General features: G+C 72.0%; 15 protein-coding genes. 6 read left to right on the top strand and 9 right to left on the bottom strand.

The window, feature by feature from the left end; translation table 11 throughout:
• Window positions 1-4: 4 nt before the first annotated feature.
• Both trxB and trxA read left to right on the top strand, forming a co-directional pair.
• Entirely contained in the window at window positions 5-973 is a 969-nt protein-coding gene (gene trxB, locus K353_RS22800; protein ID WP_111555404.1) for a thioredoxin-disulfide reductase, read from the top strand.
• A gap of 95 nt (window positions 974-1,068) precedes the next feature.
• Window positions 1,069-1,395, top strand: a complete 327-nt coding sequence (gene trxA / locus K353_RS22795) for a thioredoxin (protein WP_014137010.1) — start codon at window positions 1,069-1,071, stop codon at window positions 1,393-1,395.
• Between the two features lie 145 nt (window positions 1,396-1,540).
• Here trxA and K353_RS22790 read toward each other — a convergent pair whose 3' ends face one another.
• The 9 genes from K353_RS22790 to rpmH form a co-directional block, all read right to left on the bottom strand.
• Complete coding sequence (locus K353_RS22790; protein ID WP_111555403.1) at window positions 1,541-2,158, bottom strand: GNAT family N-acetyltransferase; 618 nt, start codon at window positions 2,156-2,158, stop codon at window positions 1,541-1,543.
• Window positions 2,159-2,276: 118 nt separating this feature from the next.
• Window positions 2,277-3,344 (bottom strand): ParB/RepB/Spo0J family partition protein, encoded by a 1,068-nt coding sequence (locus K353_RS22785; protein ID WP_111555402.1) that lies wholly within the window; start codon window positions 3,342-3,344, stop codon window positions 2,277-2,279.
• Complete coding sequence (locus K353_RS22780; RefSeq protein ID WP_111555401.1) at window positions 3,341-4,333, bottom strand: ParA family protein; 993 nt, start codon at window positions 4,331-4,333, stop codon at window positions 3,341-3,343. Before K353_RS22780 ends, K353_RS22785 begins: the two co-directional genes overlap by 4 nt.
• Before the next feature lie 307 nt (window positions 4,334-4,640).
• Window positions 4,641-5,417: a 16S rRNA (guanine(527)-N(7))-methyltransferase RsmG gene (rsmG, locus tag K353_RS22775; protein WP_111555400.1), complete on the bottom strand. Its 777-nt coding sequence runs from the start codon at window positions 5,415-5,417 to the stop codon at window positions 4,641-4,643.
• 139 nt (window positions 5,418-5,556) lie between these two features.
• Window positions 5,557-6,078 carry a R3H domain-containing nucleic acid-binding protein gene (locus K353_RS22770; protein ID WP_100837227.1) on the bottom strand — a complete coding sequence of 174 codons (522 nt, stop codon included), beginning with the start codon at window positions 6,076-6,078 and terminating at the stop codon, window positions 5,557-5,559.
• A gap of 58 nt (window positions 6,079-6,136) precedes the next feature.
• Window positions 6,137-7,312, bottom strand: coding sequence for a membrane protein insertase YidC (gene yidC / locus K353_RS22765; RefSeq protein ID WP_370447635.1), 1,176 nt, complete (start codon window positions 7,310-7,312; stop codon window positions 6,137-6,139).
• Window positions 7,313-7,315: 3 nt separating this feature from the next.
• On the bottom strand, window positions 7,316-7,630 hold the full coding sequence (yidD, locus tag K353_RS22760) for a membrane protein insertion efficiency factor YidD (RefSeq protein ID WP_100837226.1): 315 nt from the start codon (window positions 7,628-7,630) through the stop codon (window positions 7,316-7,318).
• On the bottom strand, window positions 7,627-8,055 hold the full coding sequence (rnpA, locus tag K353_RS22755) for a ribonuclease P protein component (protein WP_111555399.1): 429 nt from the start codon (window positions 8,053-8,055) through the stop codon (window positions 7,627-7,629). The genes yidD and rnpA overlap by 4 nt, the downstream gene beginning before the upstream one ends.
• A gap of 19 nt (window positions 8,056-8,074) precedes the next feature.
• Complete coding sequence (gene rpmH, locus K353_RS22750; RefSeq protein ID WP_033214180.1) at window positions 8,075-8,212, bottom strand: 50S ribosomal protein L34; 138 nt, start codon at window positions 8,210-8,212, stop codon at window positions 8,075-8,077.
• 429 nt (window positions 8,213-8,641) lie between these two features.
• On the opposite strand from rpmH, the gene dnaA reads away from it, so the two are divergent.
• The 4 genes from dnaA (at window position 8,642) to recF (ending at window position 15,098) form a co-directional block, all read left to right on the top strand.
• Window positions 8,642-10,537 carry a chromosomal replication initiator protein DnaA gene (gene dnaA, locus K353_RS22745; RefSeq protein ID WP_111555398.1) on the top strand — a complete coding sequence of 632 codons (1,896 nt, stop codon included), beginning with the start codon at window positions 8,642-8,644 and terminating at the stop codon, window positions 10,535-10,537.
• Between the two features lie 1,235 nt (window positions 10,538-11,772).
• A complete protein-coding gene (gene dnaN, locus K353_RS22735) occupies window positions 11,773-12,903 on the top strand; it encodes a DNA polymerase III subunit beta (protein WP_111555396.1) in 1,131 nt (376 codons plus the stop codon).
• A gap of 146 nt (window positions 12,904-13,049) precedes the next feature.
• Window positions 13,050-13,925: a phosphogluconate dehydrogenase (NAD(+)-dependent, decarboxylating) gene (gene gnd, locus K353_RS22730; RefSeq protein ID WP_100837222.1), complete on the top strand. Its 876-nt coding sequence runs from the start codon at window positions 13,050-13,052 to the stop codon at window positions 13,923-13,925.
• 36 nt (window positions 13,926-13,961) lie between these two features.
• Window positions 13,962-15,098 carry a DNA replication/repair protein RecF gene (gene recF, locus K353_RS22725; protein WP_111555395.1) on the top strand — a complete coding sequence of 379 codons (1,137 nt, stop codon included), beginning with the start codon at window positions 13,962-13,964 and terminating at the stop codon, window positions 15,096-15,098.
• Window positions 15,099-15,152 lie beyond the last annotated feature (54 nt).

Raw genomic sequence — 15,152 nt, 5'->3', positions numbered from 1 at the left:
TGCAGTGAGCGACGTCCGAAACGTGATCATCATCGGTTCCGGCCCGTCCGGATACACCGCTGCGCTGTACACCGCGCGTGCTTCCCTCCATCCGCTGGTGTTCGAGGGCGCGGTCACCGCGGGCGGCGCGCTGATGAACACCACCGAGGTGGAGAACTTCCCGGGCTACCGCGACGGCATCATGGGCCCCGAGCTGATGGACAACATGCGGGCCCAGGCCGAGCGCTTCGGCGCCGAGCTGGTGCCGGACGACGTCGTCGCGGTCGACCTGACGGGCGAGATCAAGACCGTCACCGACTCCGAGGGCACCGTGCACCGCGCCCGCGCCGTGATCGTCGCCACCGGCTCGCAGCACCGCAAGCTCGGCCTGCCCAACGAGGACAAGCTCTCCGGCCGCGGCGTCTCCTGGTGCGCGACCTGCGACGGCTTCTTCTTCCGCGACCAGGACATCGCGGTGGTCGGCGGCGGCGACACCGCCCTGGAGGAGGCGACCTTCCTGTCCCGCTTCGCCCGCAGCGTCACGGTCGTCCACCGGCGCAACTCGCTGCGCGCCTCCAAGGCGATGCAGGAGCGCGCCTTCGCCGACCCGAAGATCACCTTCGCCTGGGACAGCGCGGTCGAGGAGATCCACGGAGACCCGAAGCTCTCCGGCCTGACCCTGCGCGACACCAACACCGGGGACTTGCGCGAGCTGGCCGTCACCGGCCTGTTCATCGCCATCGGCCACGACCCGCGCACCGAACTGTTCAAGGGCCAGCTGGACTTGGACGCCGAGGGCTACCTCACGGTGGACGCCCCCTCCACCCGCACCAACCTCCCCGGCGTCTTCGCCGCGGGCGACGTGGTGGACCACACCTACCGCCAGGCCATCACCGCGGCCGGCACCGGCTGCTCCGCCGCGCTGGACGCCGAGCGCTACCTGGCCGCGCTGGCCGACGCGGACGAGGCCCCGGCCGCCGCCGTCGCGGTCTGACGCCCGGTCAGGCAAGCCCGGGCGGGAGCAGAAACAGATCCGCCCCCGCCGTTGTTATCACTGACGCACCTCTCCTCCGACCCCAAGGAGTTCCCGTGGCCGGCGCCACCAAGGAAGTAACCGACGCCACCTTCGACGCCGAGGTCCTCAAGAGCGACAAGCCCGTCCTCGTCGACTTCTGGGCCACCTGGTGCGGCCCGTGCCGCCAGGTCGCCCCGGTTCTGGAGGACATCGCGGCCGAGCACGGCGACAAGCTGACCGTCGTCAAGCTCGACGTGGACGCCAACCAGGAGACCGCCGCGGCGTACAACGTGATCTCCATCCCGACGCTCAACGTGTACAAGGGCGGCGAGCTGGTGAAGACCATCACCGGCGCCCGCCCGAAGGCCGCGCTGCTGCGCGAGCTGGCCGAGTACCTGTAGGCCCGACCGTCACCGAGGCGGCCCGGACGGAGACCCCGTCCGGGCCGCCTCGGCGTCTCCAGGGCCGTCCGGGGCTTCGTCAGGAAGCCCTGAGCGCCGGGGCCCTCGTCCGGGCGCGGGCGCCCCGGCGCGGAGAACGGCTCCCTCAGAGCGGCCGGAGCACCGGTTCCGGCCGCCGTCCGCCGAGCAGCCGCTCCAGCGCGCCCTCCACGTCGCCCTTCCAGGAGAGCGTGGTGCGCGCCTCCAGGCGCAGCCGCGGGTACCGGTGGTGCGGCCGGACGGTCTTGAAGCCCACCGCCAGCAGGTGGTCGGCGGGCAGCACGCAGCTCGGCACCTCCCGCCCCTGCGCACCGAACGCCTCGATCGCCCGGAAGCCGCGCCGGACCAGGTCCTTGGCCACCGACTGCACCAGCACCCGGCCCAGTCCCTGCCCCTGGAAGTCCGGCAGCACCCGGGCGACCATCAGCTGCACCGCGTCCGGTGAGATCGGGCTAGTCGGGAAGGACTGCCCGCGCGGCACGTAGGCGGGCGGGGCGTAGAGCACGAACCCGGCCGGGCGGTCGTCCACGTAGGCGACCCGGCCGCAGGAGCCCCACTCCAGCAGCACCGCGGAGATCCAGCCCTCCTTCTCCAGCTCCCCCTTGCCGGCGTCCTGCGCGTCCCGCCCGCTGACCGGGTCGAGCTCCCAGAAGACGCAGGAGCGGCAGGTGTTCGGCAGATCCGCGAGGTTGTCCAGCGTCAGCGGAACGACCCTCCGTCCCACGCCCGCACCTCCTCCTCCAGGCGGAAACCGTTCAGACCCCAGTCTGCTCCGCCCAACGGAACGGGTGCACGTTTCACGTGAAACATGCACCCGTGGTTCGCCGTCCGGGACCGCCCGGTCAGGACAGCGACAGACCCTGCTCGCCGGGGGCCAGGCTGTCCAGGATGCGGTTCAGGTCCTCGACCGAACCGAACTCCAGTACCACCTTGCCCCGGCCGAACTTGCCGTCGCGCTGCGCGACCTCGACCTTGACCCGGGTCTCGAAGCGGTCCGAGAGCCGCCCGGCCAGCTCGTCGAAGGCCGGGGAGGGCAGCTGGGCCGCGCGCGACGGGGCCTTCTTCGGCTTCGGCTCGGTGCCCGCCAGCAGCTGGGCCACCTCCTCGGTGCTGCGCACCGACAGCTCCTCGGCCACCACCCGCTCGGCCAGCTTCTCCTGCCGCTCGGCGTCCGGCACCATCAGGATCGCCTTGGCGTGCCCCGCGGTGATCACCCCGGCCGCCACCTTCAGCTGCACCGAGACCGGCAGCTTCATCAGCCGCAGCGTGTTGGAGACGTGCGAACGGGACTTGCCGACCCGGCTCGCCAACTGGTCGTGGGTGCAGGCGAAGTCGCGCAGCAGCTGGTCGTAGGCGGCGGCCTCCTCCAGCGAGTTCAGCTCGGCGCGGTGCAGGTTCTCCAGCAGCGCGTCCAGCAGCAGCTTGTCGTCCTCGGTGGCCCGGACGATCGCCGGGATGACGTCCAGCCCGGCGAGCCGGGAGGCCCGCCAGCGGCGCTCACCCATGATCAGCTCGTAGCGCTCCGCCCCGGTCTGACGGACCACCACGGGCTGGAGCAGGCCGACCTCCTTGATCGAGGCGACCAGTTCGGCGAGCTTCTCCTCGTCGAACACCTCGCGCGGCTGGCGCGGGTTGGGGCTGATCGACTCCAGCGGCAGCTCGGCGAACCGGGCGCCGTTCACCGGGGCCAGCGCCGCCTCCAGGACGCTGCGGCGCTGGTCGCCGGCCAGCTCCCGCAGGCTCTCCGCGGCGGCCTTGGCCGCCACCGTGCCGCGGTCGGTCGGCACCACCGGCGCCGCCGCGGCGGGCGCGGCCTCGGCCGGCTCGGCCGGAGCTCCCCCGGCGGCCGGCTGGGTCGCCGGGATCAGCGCCCCCAGACCCCTGCCCAGACCCCTGCGCGTGCCACTCACCGGTTGCCCTCCATCGAACTGTGCTGTGCCGTCGGCGCGGACGTCTCCCCGCCGCTCTGCGGCGGAACGACCGCCGCGTTCGCCCGGTGCCGGCCGACCGTCGGCTTGGCGACCTCGGCCCGCAGCGCCAGCTCGCGGGCCGCCTCCAGGTAGGAGAGGGCGCCGGTGGAGCCGGGGTCGTAGGTCAGGACGGTCTGCCCGTAGCTGGGGGCCTCGGAGATGCGCACCGACCGCGGGATCGCGGTGGCCAGCACCTCCTTCTCGAAGTGCGCGCGCACCTCCTCGGCGACCTGCGCGGCCAGCCTGGTCCGGGCGTCGTACATGGTGAGCAGGATGGTCGACACGTGCAGCGACGGGTTCAGGTGCGCCCGCACCAGCTCCACGTTGCGCAGCAGCTGGCCCAGGCCCTCCAGCGCGTAGTACTCGCACTGGATCGGGATCAGCACCTCCTGGCCGGCCACCATCGCGTTGACGGTGAGCAGGCCCAGCGAGGGCGGGCAGTCGATCAGGACGTAGTCGAGCGGCTGCTCGTACGCGGCGATGGCGCGCTGCAGCCGGCTCTCCCGGGCGACCAGCGAGACCAGCTCGATCTCGGCGCCCGCCAGGTCGATGGTGGCCGGGCAGCAGAACAGCCCCTCCACGTCGACCACCGGCTGCACCACGTCGGCCAGCGGCTTGCCCTCGACCAGCACGTCGTAGATCGACGGCACCTCGGCGTGGTGGTCGATGCCGAGCGCGGTCGAGGCGTTGCCCTGCGGGTCGAGGTCGATGACCAGCACCCGCAGCCCGTGCATGGCCAGCCCGGCGGCCAGGTTGACGGTGGTGGTGGTCTTGCCCACCCCGCCCTTCTGGTTGGCGACCACCATCACCCGGGTCGCGGCGGGCCGGGGCAGCGCCTCCGCGGCGTGCCCGGCCACCGGGACGGCGGCGGACGCGGCCCGTGCGACGGGGGTGCCGTCCACCTGATCGACGATCTCCGACTCCTGCATGGGGGTCAGTGTTTCACGTGAAACCGGGGCCGCGACAGTCACCTCCGGATGACTGTCGCGGGTCCGGTTGCGGTCTTGATCCAGTACGCCGGAGAGCAGGAAGCGACGTTTCACGTGAAACACGATGCCCGGAATGTCATGATGCGCCGGGCCGACACTCCGAGCCGCCCGAACCGAAACGGGGCGGGCGGCCCCTCGGCCACCCGCCCCGAACACCAGTGCCAGCCGGGCCCGACGGCCGCCGCCGCACCCGCTCCGGCTCGCCCCCGCCGCCACCCGCTTCCGGCGCGGTGTCACCCGCTCCGGCTCAGCGCCGCCCGCGGCTCCCGCCGCGCCGCCCGGTGCTCTCGCCGCCCTTGCCGCCGCGCCCGGCCCGGGCCGCCCTGGCCCGCCGGGTGGCCGCCTTGACGCCGCCGGGGCTCTCCCCCGCCTCCACCCGGACCACCCGGGTCGGAGTCACCAGCACGCCCTCGCCGACCCCGATCACCGACCACTTCACCGCGCCGAGCCGGGCCAGCGCCGCCCGCGACTCCGCCAGCTCCTGCTCGGCGGTGTCGCCCTTCAGCGCCAGCATCTGGCCGTAGGGCCGCAGCAGCGGCATGCCCCAGCCGGCCAGCCGGTCCAGCGGCGCGACCGCGCGGGCGGTCACCACGTCCACCGCCAGCTTGCCGATCGTCTCCTCGGCCCGGCCGCGCAGCACCGTGACGTTCTCCAGACCGAGCTCGCGCACCACCTCCTCCAGGAAGGTGGTGCGCCGCAGCAGCGGCTCCAGCAGGGTCACCGACACGTCCGGCCGGGCCAGCGCCACCGGGATGCCCGGCAGCCCGGCGCCCGAACCGACGTCGCACAGCGAGACCTCGGTGGGCAGCAGCTCGGCCAGCACCGCGCAGTTGAGCACGTGCCGGTCCCACAGCCGGGGCACCTCGCGCGGGCCGATCAGCCCGCGCTGCACCCCCGCGGTCGCCAGCAGCTCGGTGTAGCGCACGGCCAGCGGCAGCCGATCGCCGAAGATCCGTCCCGCCGCCTCCGGTGCCTGTCCCGGCCCCTCCAGCGGCGCCTCGGACTCCGTGCCGTCCCTGTCCATCTCTGCCTCTCCGCTCACCGTCGAATCCACCCGCCCTACCAGCACTGTTCCACGTGAAACACCACTCCGCCGCAGAGCCGACGACCCCGCCCGCGCGAGGCGGGCGGGGTCGGACGCCGGAACGGCGACACCACCGGCGTCAGGCCGGCAGCACGACCACGCAGCGCTGGGGCTCCTCGCCCTCCGACTCGCTGCGCAGCCCCGCGGCGGCCACCGCGTCGTGCACCACCTTGCGTTCGAACGGGGTCATCGGCCGCAGCTTGACCTGCTCGCCGGTGCCCTTGACCCGCTCGGCGGCCTCCGCGCCCAGCTCGGCGAGCTCGGCCCGCTTGCGCGCCCGGAAACCCGCGACGTCCAGCATCAGGCGGCTGCGCTCACCGGTCTCCCGGTGCACGGCCAGCCGGGTCAGCTCCTGGAGCGCCTCCAGCACCTCGCCGTCCTGGCCCACCAGCCGCTGCAGCGTCCGGTCGTCGCCCTCGCTGACGATGGAGACCAGCGCCCGGTCCCCCTCGACGTCCATGTCGATGTCGCCGTCCAGGTCCGCGATGTCCAGCAGACCCTCCAGGTAGTCGGCGGCGATGTCACCCTCGTGCTCCAGACGCGAGAGGACGCTCTCACCGGCCGGGGCGGTGTCGACGGCGGAGGTGGTGCCATCCGTCACAGGTGGACTCCTTCGGAAACGAGGCCCTCGGGTGGGGCCGGGAAACGAGGGTGGGTGACTACTTCTTCTTCGGCCGCTGGCCGCCCTGGCCACCGCGCCGCGGCTGCTGGCGCTGGCCCTGGCCCGGCTGGGCCCCCGGCTTCGACCCGCCCGCCTTCGTACCGGACTTCCCGGCCGACGCGGCCCCGGCCGGGGTGGCCCGGGCCTCGTCCGCCGCCGTGTCCTGCGCGTCCGGGTGCTCCCCGGTCTGCGCCTGGTGGGTCGTGGACGCGGACGCCTGCCGCTGCGCCTTGCTCTGCTTGCGCGGCTGCTGCCGGCGCACCTGCACGCTCTCCTCGACCGCCGCCTGGGCGTCGACCGCCGCGCCGCCCTTGGAACCGCCCTTGAGCATCGCCGCCAGGCCGGCCTTCTGGATCGAGCCGTCCGGGTTGATCCGGCCCTGCTTCTTCAGCCGGGCCTGGCGCTCGTCCCACGCCTTGCTGCCCGGCGTCGGGTTGTTGCGGATCACGACCAGCTGCTGGCCCATCGACCAGACGTTGGTGGTCAGCCAGTAGACCAGCACACCGACCGGGAAGTTGATGCCCATCACGGCGAACATCACCGGGAAGACGTACATCAGCATCTTCTGCTGCTGCATGAACGGCGTCTTGACCGACAGGTCGACGTTCTTGGTCATCAGCTGGCGCTGGGTGACGAACTGGGACAGCGACATCAGCACGATCATGACCGCGCAGACGATCTGGATCTGGATGCTGTCCGCGCCGACGAACTTGGCCGACAGCGGGGCGCCGAAGATGCGCGCCTTCTGGGCGCTCTCCAGCAGCGGCGTGTCGATGACGCCGATCGTCTTGTCGATGGCGATCGAGTGGAGCACGCCGTAGAGGGCGGTGAAGAACGGCGCCTGCACGAGGATCGGAAGGCACGAGGAGAACGGGTTGGTGCCCGCCTCCTTGTACAGCTTCATCATCTCTTCGGACTGGCGCTGCTTGTCGTTCTTGTAGCGCTCCTGGATGGCCTTCATCTTCGGCTGGATCGCCTGCATGGCCCGGGTCGCCTTGATCTGCTTCACGAAGAGCGGGATCAGGCAGATCCGGATGACGACCACCATCATCACGATGGACAGGCCCCACGCCAGGCCGCCGTCCGGATCGAAGACGTGGCTGAACAGCGAGTGGAACTGGACGATGATCCAGGACACCGCTGTGTAGAGGGGACTCAGAAAGCCGAGGATCACCGGTCAGACTCCTTGGACATCGGGCTTCGCCACCGGCTCCGGCTCGGCGGTCCCGCTCGTGGGGTTCAGCAGATTGCGCAGCCGGCGGTGCCACACCGGGTGCTTTCGCGGCGGAACATGGTCGACCCCACCGGGAGACCAAGGATTGCAGCGCAGGATGCGCCAGACGGTCAGCCAACCGCCCTTGATCGCGCCGTGGACGCGAACCGCCTCGTACCCGTAGCGCGAGCACGAGGGGTAATAACGGCACACCGGACCGAGCAGCGGACTGATGGTCCACTGGTAGAGCCTGATCAGGCCCATCAGCAGGTACTTCATCGCCCTGTTCCCGTCGGGGCACTGCCGGTCGGTTCGGACCTGAGCAGGCGGCGCAGCGCCGCGTCCAGGTCATGTTCGAGGTCCTGGTAGGGAGCCGTCGCCGCAGCCGGCAGCGCCCTTACCACTATCAGGCTACCTGCGGGGAACCGGGACAGGCGCTCTCGGACCAGGTGACGCAGGCGACGCTTGACCGCGTTGCGGACCACGGCCGGCCCCACGGCCTTGCTCACGACGAAACCCGCACGCGCCGAAGGGGGCCCTTCGGCGACGTGCGGGTGGAAGTCGCTGTGCCGGTCGGCCCCCGTGTCGGGCGCCACCTCTCTGTGGAGGTGGACCACCAGCAGGGGCCGACCGGCGCGACGACCGCGTTTCACCGCGGTCGTGAAGTCCTGGCGCCGCCGCAGCCGATTCTCGGTGGGCAGCACTGCAGACCCTCTGCGCGGATCAGGCGGACAGGGCGGTGCGGCCCTTGGCACGGCGGTTCGCCAGGATGGCGCGGCCGGCGCGGGTACGCATGCGCAGCCGGAAGCCGTGGGTCTTGGCGCGACGACGGTTGTTCGGCTGGAAGGTGCGCTTGCTCACTCGGGGGCTCCTGGGGTGAATCGTAGGATGACGGGGAGTCACTTGGCCGTCACCGTGCGTCCGCGCGATCTCCCCTTGCACTGGGAAATCCGGCCCCCGGACCCAGATCTGCTGGGTCGAGGACCACCACGGCGCCCGTGCTGCGCGCGTCATGGAAGCGGGTGGACCCGCGGACATGCGGCAGCGGCCATCGACAACTCGACCTGGTTACGGTACGCGGGAGCGGGTCCGAGGGTCAAACCAGGTGGCCGCCACGCCGTTACCCACAGCCTGTGGACAGAAACTTGAATCAGCTCTGCGCGCTGACTACCGTTGCAGGACTTGTCTCTTTTGTTCTCCGCCCGTGGCCGCCCCGGTGAGGCGGCACCCGGGCCTCCCGTCCTGACCTGCCTGGCTCCCCCTGCTCGGGGAACGAGAAAGCGTGTACCAGTGGCTGATGTCAACAGCGATCTCGTCCTGATGTGGTCGAGGGTCGTCGAGCGACTGGTCAGCGACAGCGATGTCGTGGAGAAGGACAAGAACTGGGTGCGGCGCACCCAGCCGATGTGGATGATGCACGACACCGCCCTGCTCGCGGCGCCCAACGAGTTCGCCAAGCAGGTGCTGGAGGGCCGGCTGCTGCCGCAGCTGACCGAGGCCATCTCGCAGGAGTTCGGCCGCCAGGTCCGGATCGCGGTGATGGTGGACGCCACCGCCGCCCCGGCCGGCGAGCCCGACCCGGAGTCGGACCTCGACCACGAGCCCGTCCCGGAGTGGCCGCACCCGCGCCCGGAGCCGTCGTACCCGGCGCACGCCGAGCAGCCCTACCCGGCGCACGCCGAACAGCCCTACCCGGTCCGGGCCGAGCAGCCCTACCCGGGCGGCGGCCCCGGCTACCAGCAGTCCGGGCCGCCGCCCGGCAGCTGGCCGGGCCGGGGCGGGGACGACTACCAGCGCTCGGCGTACCCGCCCGCGGGCTACCCGGCGGCCGAGCCCTACCGGACGCCCGCGCAGGCCCCGTACCGCGACCACCAGCCCGGCGCGGAGGCCGGCGGCTGGGGGGAGCCGGCCCCGCTGCCCGAGCGGCGGCCCGACCCGGCCCCGCGGCGCTCGCACCGGCCGGGCCCGGACTCGGCGCAGGGCGACCTGTTCGGCGGGGCGCTCGGCTCCCCGGACGAGGACCGGCCGCGCCAGGGCGGCTCCCGGCGCGGTGCCCGCCCCGCCGCGCAGCAGCACGCCCAGGTCGAGCGGACCCCCGGCGTCCCGGCCCCGCCCGGCGCTCCCCCGGCCGGCGGCCCGCGCAAGGACGAGCCGAACGCCCGGCTGAACCCCAAGTACCTGTTCGACACCTTCGTGATCGGCGCCTCCAACCGCTTCGCGCACGCCGCGGCGGTGGCGGTCGCCGAGGCGCCCGCCAAGGCGTACAACCCGCTCTTCGTCTACGGCGAGTCCGGGCTCGGCAAGACCCACCTGCTGCACGCCATCGGGCACTACTCGCGCAGCCTGTTCCCGGGCACCCGGGTGCGGTACGTGAGCTCGGAGGAGTTCACCAACGAGTTCATCAACTCGATCCGGGACGGCAAGGCGGACGCGTTCCGCAAGCGCTACCGGGACATCGACATCCTGCTGGTCGACGACATCCAGTTCCTGGCCAGCAAGGAGTCGACGCAGGAGGAGTTCTTCCACACCTTCAACACCCTGCACAACGCCAACAAGCAGATCGTCCTCTCGTCGGACCGGCCGCCCAAGCAGCTGATCACCCTGGAGGACCGGCTCCGCAACCGCTTCGAGTGGGGGCTGATCACCGACGTCACCCCGCCGGAGCTGGAGACCCGGATCGCGATCCTGCGCAAGAAGGCGATCCAGGAGCAGCTGAACGCCCCGGCCGACGTGCTGGAGTTCATTGCCTCCCGGATCACCCGGAACATCCGGGAGCTGGAGGGCGCGCTGATCCGGGTCACCGCCTTCGCCAACCTGAACCGGGCCCCGGTGGACCTGGAGCTGGCCGGCATCGTCCTGAAGGACCTGATCCCGGGCGGGGACGAGGACGCGGGGCCGGAGATCACCGCGCAGGTGATCATGCAGCAGACCGCCGCGTACTTCGGGCTGGGCGTGGAGGACCTGTGCGGCTCCTCCCGCAGCCGGGTGCTGGTGACCGCCCGGCAGATCGCGATGTACCTGTGCCGGGAGCTGACCGACCTCTCGCTGCCGAAGATCGGCGCCCAGTTCGGCGGCCGGGATCACACCACGGTGATGCACGCGGACCGCAAGATCCGCTCGCTGATGGCCGAGCGCCGGTCCATCTACAACCAGGTCACCGAGTTGACCAACCGCATCAAGAGCTAGCTAACAAAACCGGGGCACCACGGGAGCCGACCGGACCGGGATCGACTCGAAGGCTCAAAAGCCTTGAGCAGAGCGGTAGTTGGCGCATCGAAGGGGAGTCGGGCCGAGGCGGCCCGGCTCCCCTTTCGGCTGTCCGGAGCGTTGCCCGGACGGCCGGAGCGTTACCCGGACGAGTGGTGCGCGTGCGGCGGGGAGCACTCGTCCGGGTGGCCGGGCCGCCCTTCGGCGGACCGCGGCGGGGGCCCTGTAGTAGGGGCGGACCGCGGGCGGCCGATCGAACGCGGCGGTGCCCGCCCGGTCGGCCGGATCCGTTCGCTCGGGGCCGGCCCTGGGCCGAACGGGGGTGTGGAAGGGCTTCCGGCGGGGCAGAAACACCCGGAACGGCCCCTTGCGCGGGCCCCTCGCACCGGCGAACGTTTGCGCGCCGAATCGAACGGTTCGGGTGCGCACCCCGGGTTGTCCACAGGAACGGGTGGGTTTTCCCCGTCCACAGGGTGCACGGCGGCCGGTTATCCCGAGGTTCCTCCACAGCCCCGACAGGGCTACGCTCTTCCGCGCAGGTCAACCCCCTGGGGACTTGTGCACAACAGTTATCCACAGCCTGTGGAGAACTGAGGGGCCGTCAGCCGGTCCACGGAGTTATCCACCGGCTGTCCACAGGAATGGGCGAGTTATCCCCAGGTTTTCCACAGCTGTGTCCACAGTTCGGCAACATCAACTCGCCCGTCACCCTTGCGTGTGAAAGGCGTCACGTGACGTTGATCCGGGCCGGTGGATAACTCTCCCGTTTTCTGTGGAAACAGCTGTGGATAACCTGTGGATACTCAGCGTGCCCTGTGGATTACTCTCCGCTGTCCACAGGAGGGCCTGGTTGTCCACAGCCGCCATCCACAGGGCCTGTGGACAAAATCTGGCCGCTGACCTGCGAAAACGGGGTTATCCACGGTATCCACAGGCCCTACTACTACTGCTACACATAGAGAGCTCGGAACTTGATCAACAGTGGGGGTGGCCCGAATCTGTGGACAACCGGGCCCCGACATTTGTTCGGCCCGCTTGTGCCCATCTGCCCCGGCTGTCAGCCGCGTACGTCAGACTGTCCTTCGGCAACCGGGAGCAGGACGGGGCGGAGCTGATCCGCCCGACCGGTCGCCGAACGGGATCAGACGATCGACAGCACGGGCCGGCGGTACCGGCCGGCCGTGCGGCGAGATGCAGCCAGGAGGCGGTTACCGGTGAAGTTCCGGGTGGAGCGTGATGTCCTCGCGGAGGCGGTGGCCTGGGCTGCCCGCAGCCTCCCCGCGCGGCCGCCGGTGCCGGTGCTGGCCGGCCTGCTGCTGACCGCGCAGGAGGGCACCCTGGCGCTCTCCGGTTTCGACTACGAGGTCTCCGCCCGGGTCGAGCTGGAGGCGGACGTCGAGGAGGCCGGCACCGTCCTGGTCTCCGGCCGCCTGCTGAACGACATCTCGCGCAACCTGCCGAACCGCCCGGTGGAGATCTCCACCGACGGCGCCCGGGTCAGCGTGGTCTGCGGCAGCTCGCGCTTCACGCTGCCGACCCTGCCGGTCGACGAGTACCCGGCGCTGCCCCAGATGCCGACCGCCACCGGCACCGTCCCGGGCGACGTGTTCGCCTCGGCGGTCAGCCAGGCCGCGGTCGCCGCCGGCCGCGACGACACCCTGCCGGTGCTCACCGGCGTGCGGGTCGAGATCAACGGCGGCGGGATCACCCTGGCCGCCACCGACCGGTACCGCTTCGCCGTCCGCGAGCTGCTCTGGAAGCCCGAGCAGGACGACATCAACGCGGTCGCGCTCGTCCCCGCCAAGACCCTGCAGGACATCGCCAAGTCGCTGGGCAGCGGCGACCAGGTCACCATCGCGCTGTCCGCCGGCGGCGCGGGCGAGGGCCTGATCGGCTTCGAGGGCGCCGGCCGGCGCACCACCACCCGCCTGCTGGAGGGCGAGTTCCCCAAGTTCCGGTCGATCTTCCCGACCGAGTTCTCGGCGGTCGCCGCGGTGCAGACCCAGCCCTTCCTGGAGGCGCTCAAGCGCGTCTCGCTGGTGGCCGAGCGCAACACCCCGGTCCGGCTGAACTTCGAGCAGGGCGTGCTCACCCTGGAGGCCGGCTCGGGCGACGACGCGCAGGCCACCGAGCGGATCGACGCCGACCTGGAGGGCGACGACATCTCGATCGCCTTCAACCCCGGCTACCTGGAGGAGGGGCTCAAGGCGATCGACGCCGGCTACGCGCAGCTGAGCTTCACCACCCCGACCAAGCCGGCCCTGCTCACCGGCAAGGCCGCGGTCGACGCGGAGCCGGACGAGGCCTACCAGTACCTGATCATGCCGGTCCGCCTCTCCGGCTGACCGGCCACCCGTCCACCAGGGGCGCGAGGGGCGACCCCCCCCCCGCGCCCCTGTGGCTGCCCGGCGCTCCCTCCCCGTCGGCGTAGGCTCAGTGGGTGCGGCAACGGCGCCGCCGTCAGGCACGACACCACAGTGAAGGACTTGTCATGGAGCTCGGCCTCATCGGTCTCGGCAAGATGGGCGGCAACATGCGCGAGCGCATCCGCCGCGCTGGCCACACCGTCACCGGCTACGACCGCAACCCGGACCTCGCCGACGTCGACAGCATCGAGCAGCTGGTCGCCAAGCTGGAGGCGCCCCGCGTGGTGTGGGTGATGGTCCCGGCCGGCGGCCCGACCCAGGAGACCGTCGAGCGCCTGGCCGACCTGCTCTCCCCCGGCGACGTGGTGGTCGACGGCGGCAACTCGCGCTGGACCGACGACGTCAAGCACGCCGAGCTGCTGGCCGAGAAGGGCATCGGCTTCGTCGACTGCGGTGTCTCCGGCGGCGTCTGGGGCCTGGAGAACGGCTACGCGCTGATGTACGGCGGCGAGGCCGCCGACGTGGCCAAGGTGCAGCCGGTCTTCGACGCGCTCAAGCCCGAGGGCGACTTCGGCTCGGTGCACGCCGGCAAGGTCGGCGCCGGCCACTTCGCCAAGATGGTCCACAACGGCATCGAGTACGCGATGATGCAGGCCTTCGCCGAGGGCTGGGAGCTGCTGGAGGCCGCCCCCGAGGTCACCGACGTGCGCGAGGTGTTCCGCAGCTGGCAGGAGGGCACCGTCATCCGCTCCTGGCTGCTCGACCTGGCGGTCCGGGCGCTGGACGACGACGAGCACCTGGCCAAGCTCAAGGGCTGGGCCGCCGACTCCGGCGAGGGCCGCTGGACGGTCGAGGCTGCGATCGACCACGCGGTGCCGCTGCCCGCGATCACCGCCTCGCTGTTCGCCCGGTTCGCCTCCCGGCAGGACGACTCCCCGCAGATGAAGATGATCGCCGCGCTGCGCAACCAGTTCGGCGGCCACGCGGTCGAGTCCAAGTAAGCACTCCCGGACAGAAGGCGAGCGCAGTCCACCGTCATGCACGTCGCGCACCTGTCGCTCGCCGACTTCCGTTCCTACGCCCGGGTCGAGGTCCCGCTCGACCCGGGCGTCACCGCGTTCGTCGGCCCCAACGGGCAGGGCAAGACCAACCTGGTCGAGGCGGTCGGCTACGTCGCCACCCTGGGCAGCCACCGGGTGGCCACCGACGCCCCGCTGATCCGGCTCGGCGCCGAGCGGGCGGTGATCCGGGCGAACGTGGTCTCCCAGGGCGGCCGCTCCACCCTGGTCGAGCTGGAGCTCACCGCCGGCAAGGCCAACCGGGCCCGGCTGAACCGCTCCGACAGCGTCCGCCCGCGCGACGTGCTGGGCGTGCTGCGCACCGTGCTGTTCGCCCCCGAGGACCTCGCCCTGGTGAAGGGCGACCCGGCCGAGCGCCGGCGCTTCCTGGACGAACTGCTGACCGCCCGGGCCCCCCGGCTGGCCGGGGTGCGCGCCGACTACGAGCGGGTGCTCAAGCAGCGCAACGCCCTGCTGCGGACCGCCGCGGCGGCCCGCCGGGCCGGCGGCGGCAAGGCCGCCGACCTGGCCACCCTGGAGGTCTGGGACGGCCACCTGGCCCGGTCCGGCGCCGAGCTGACCGCCTTCCGGATCCAGCTGGTGGCCGCCCTGCAGCCGCTGGTCGCCGAGGCGTACCGCCAGCTCGCCCCCGGCGCCGGCGACACCGTGCTGGAGTACCGCTCCTCCTTCGAGGGCGAGCTGCCCAGCAGCCGCGAACAGGCCGAGCAGCAGCTGCTGGAGGCCCTGCGCGGGATGCGCCGGCAGGAGATCGAGCGCGGCCTGACCCTGGTCGGCCCGCACCGCGACGAGCTGCTGCTGCGGCTGGGCCCGCTGCCCGCCAAGGGCTACGCCAGCCACGGCGAGTCCTGGTCCTACGCGCTGGCGCTGCGGCTGGCCTCGTACGAGCTGCTGCGGGCCGAGGGCGGCGAGCCGGTGCTGGTGCTGGACGACGTGTTCGCCGAGCTGGACGCCCGCCGCCGGGACCGGCTGGCCGAGCTGGTGGCCGGCGGCGAGCAGGTGCTGGTCACCGCCGCGGTGGCCGAGGACGTGCCGAAGGCGCTGAACGGGGCCCGGTACGGCGTCTCGGGCGGCACAGTGGACCGGCTGACCCCGTGAGCCCCGGGAACCACGTACCCTGGGCGGCTCGTCGGCGGAGTCGTCCACAGCCCG

The organism is Kitasatospora sp. SolWspMP-SS2h (assembly GCF_003259315.1).
GTDB lineage: Bacteria > Actinomycetota > Actinomycetes > Streptomycetales > Streptomycetaceae > Kitasatospora > Kitasatospora fiedleri.
This window is presented reverse-complemented; position numbering and strand designations above follow the sequence as displayed.

Bases quoted from the DNA above. Each gene is read 5' to 3' on its own strand.
- K353_RS22780 (WP_111555401.1), bottom strand. From the start codon at position 4,333: ATGCAGGAGTCGGAGATCGTCGATCAGGTGGACGGCACCCCCGTCGCA.
- rsmG (WP_111555400.1), bottom strand. From the start codon at position 5,417: ATGGACAGGGACGGCACGGAGTCCGAGGCGCCGCTGGAGGGGCCGGGA.
- yidD (WP_100837226.1), bottom strand. From the start codon at position 7,630: ATGAAGTACCTGCTGATGGGCCTGATCAGGCTCTACCAGTGGACCATC.
- gnd (WP_100837222.1), top strand. From the start codon at position 13,050: ATGGAGCTCGGCCTCATCGGTCTCGGCAAGATGGGCGGCAACATGCGC.
- recF (WP_111555395.1), top strand. From the start codon at position 13,962: ATGCACGTCGCGCACCTGTCGCTCGCCGACTTCCGTTCCTACGCCCGG.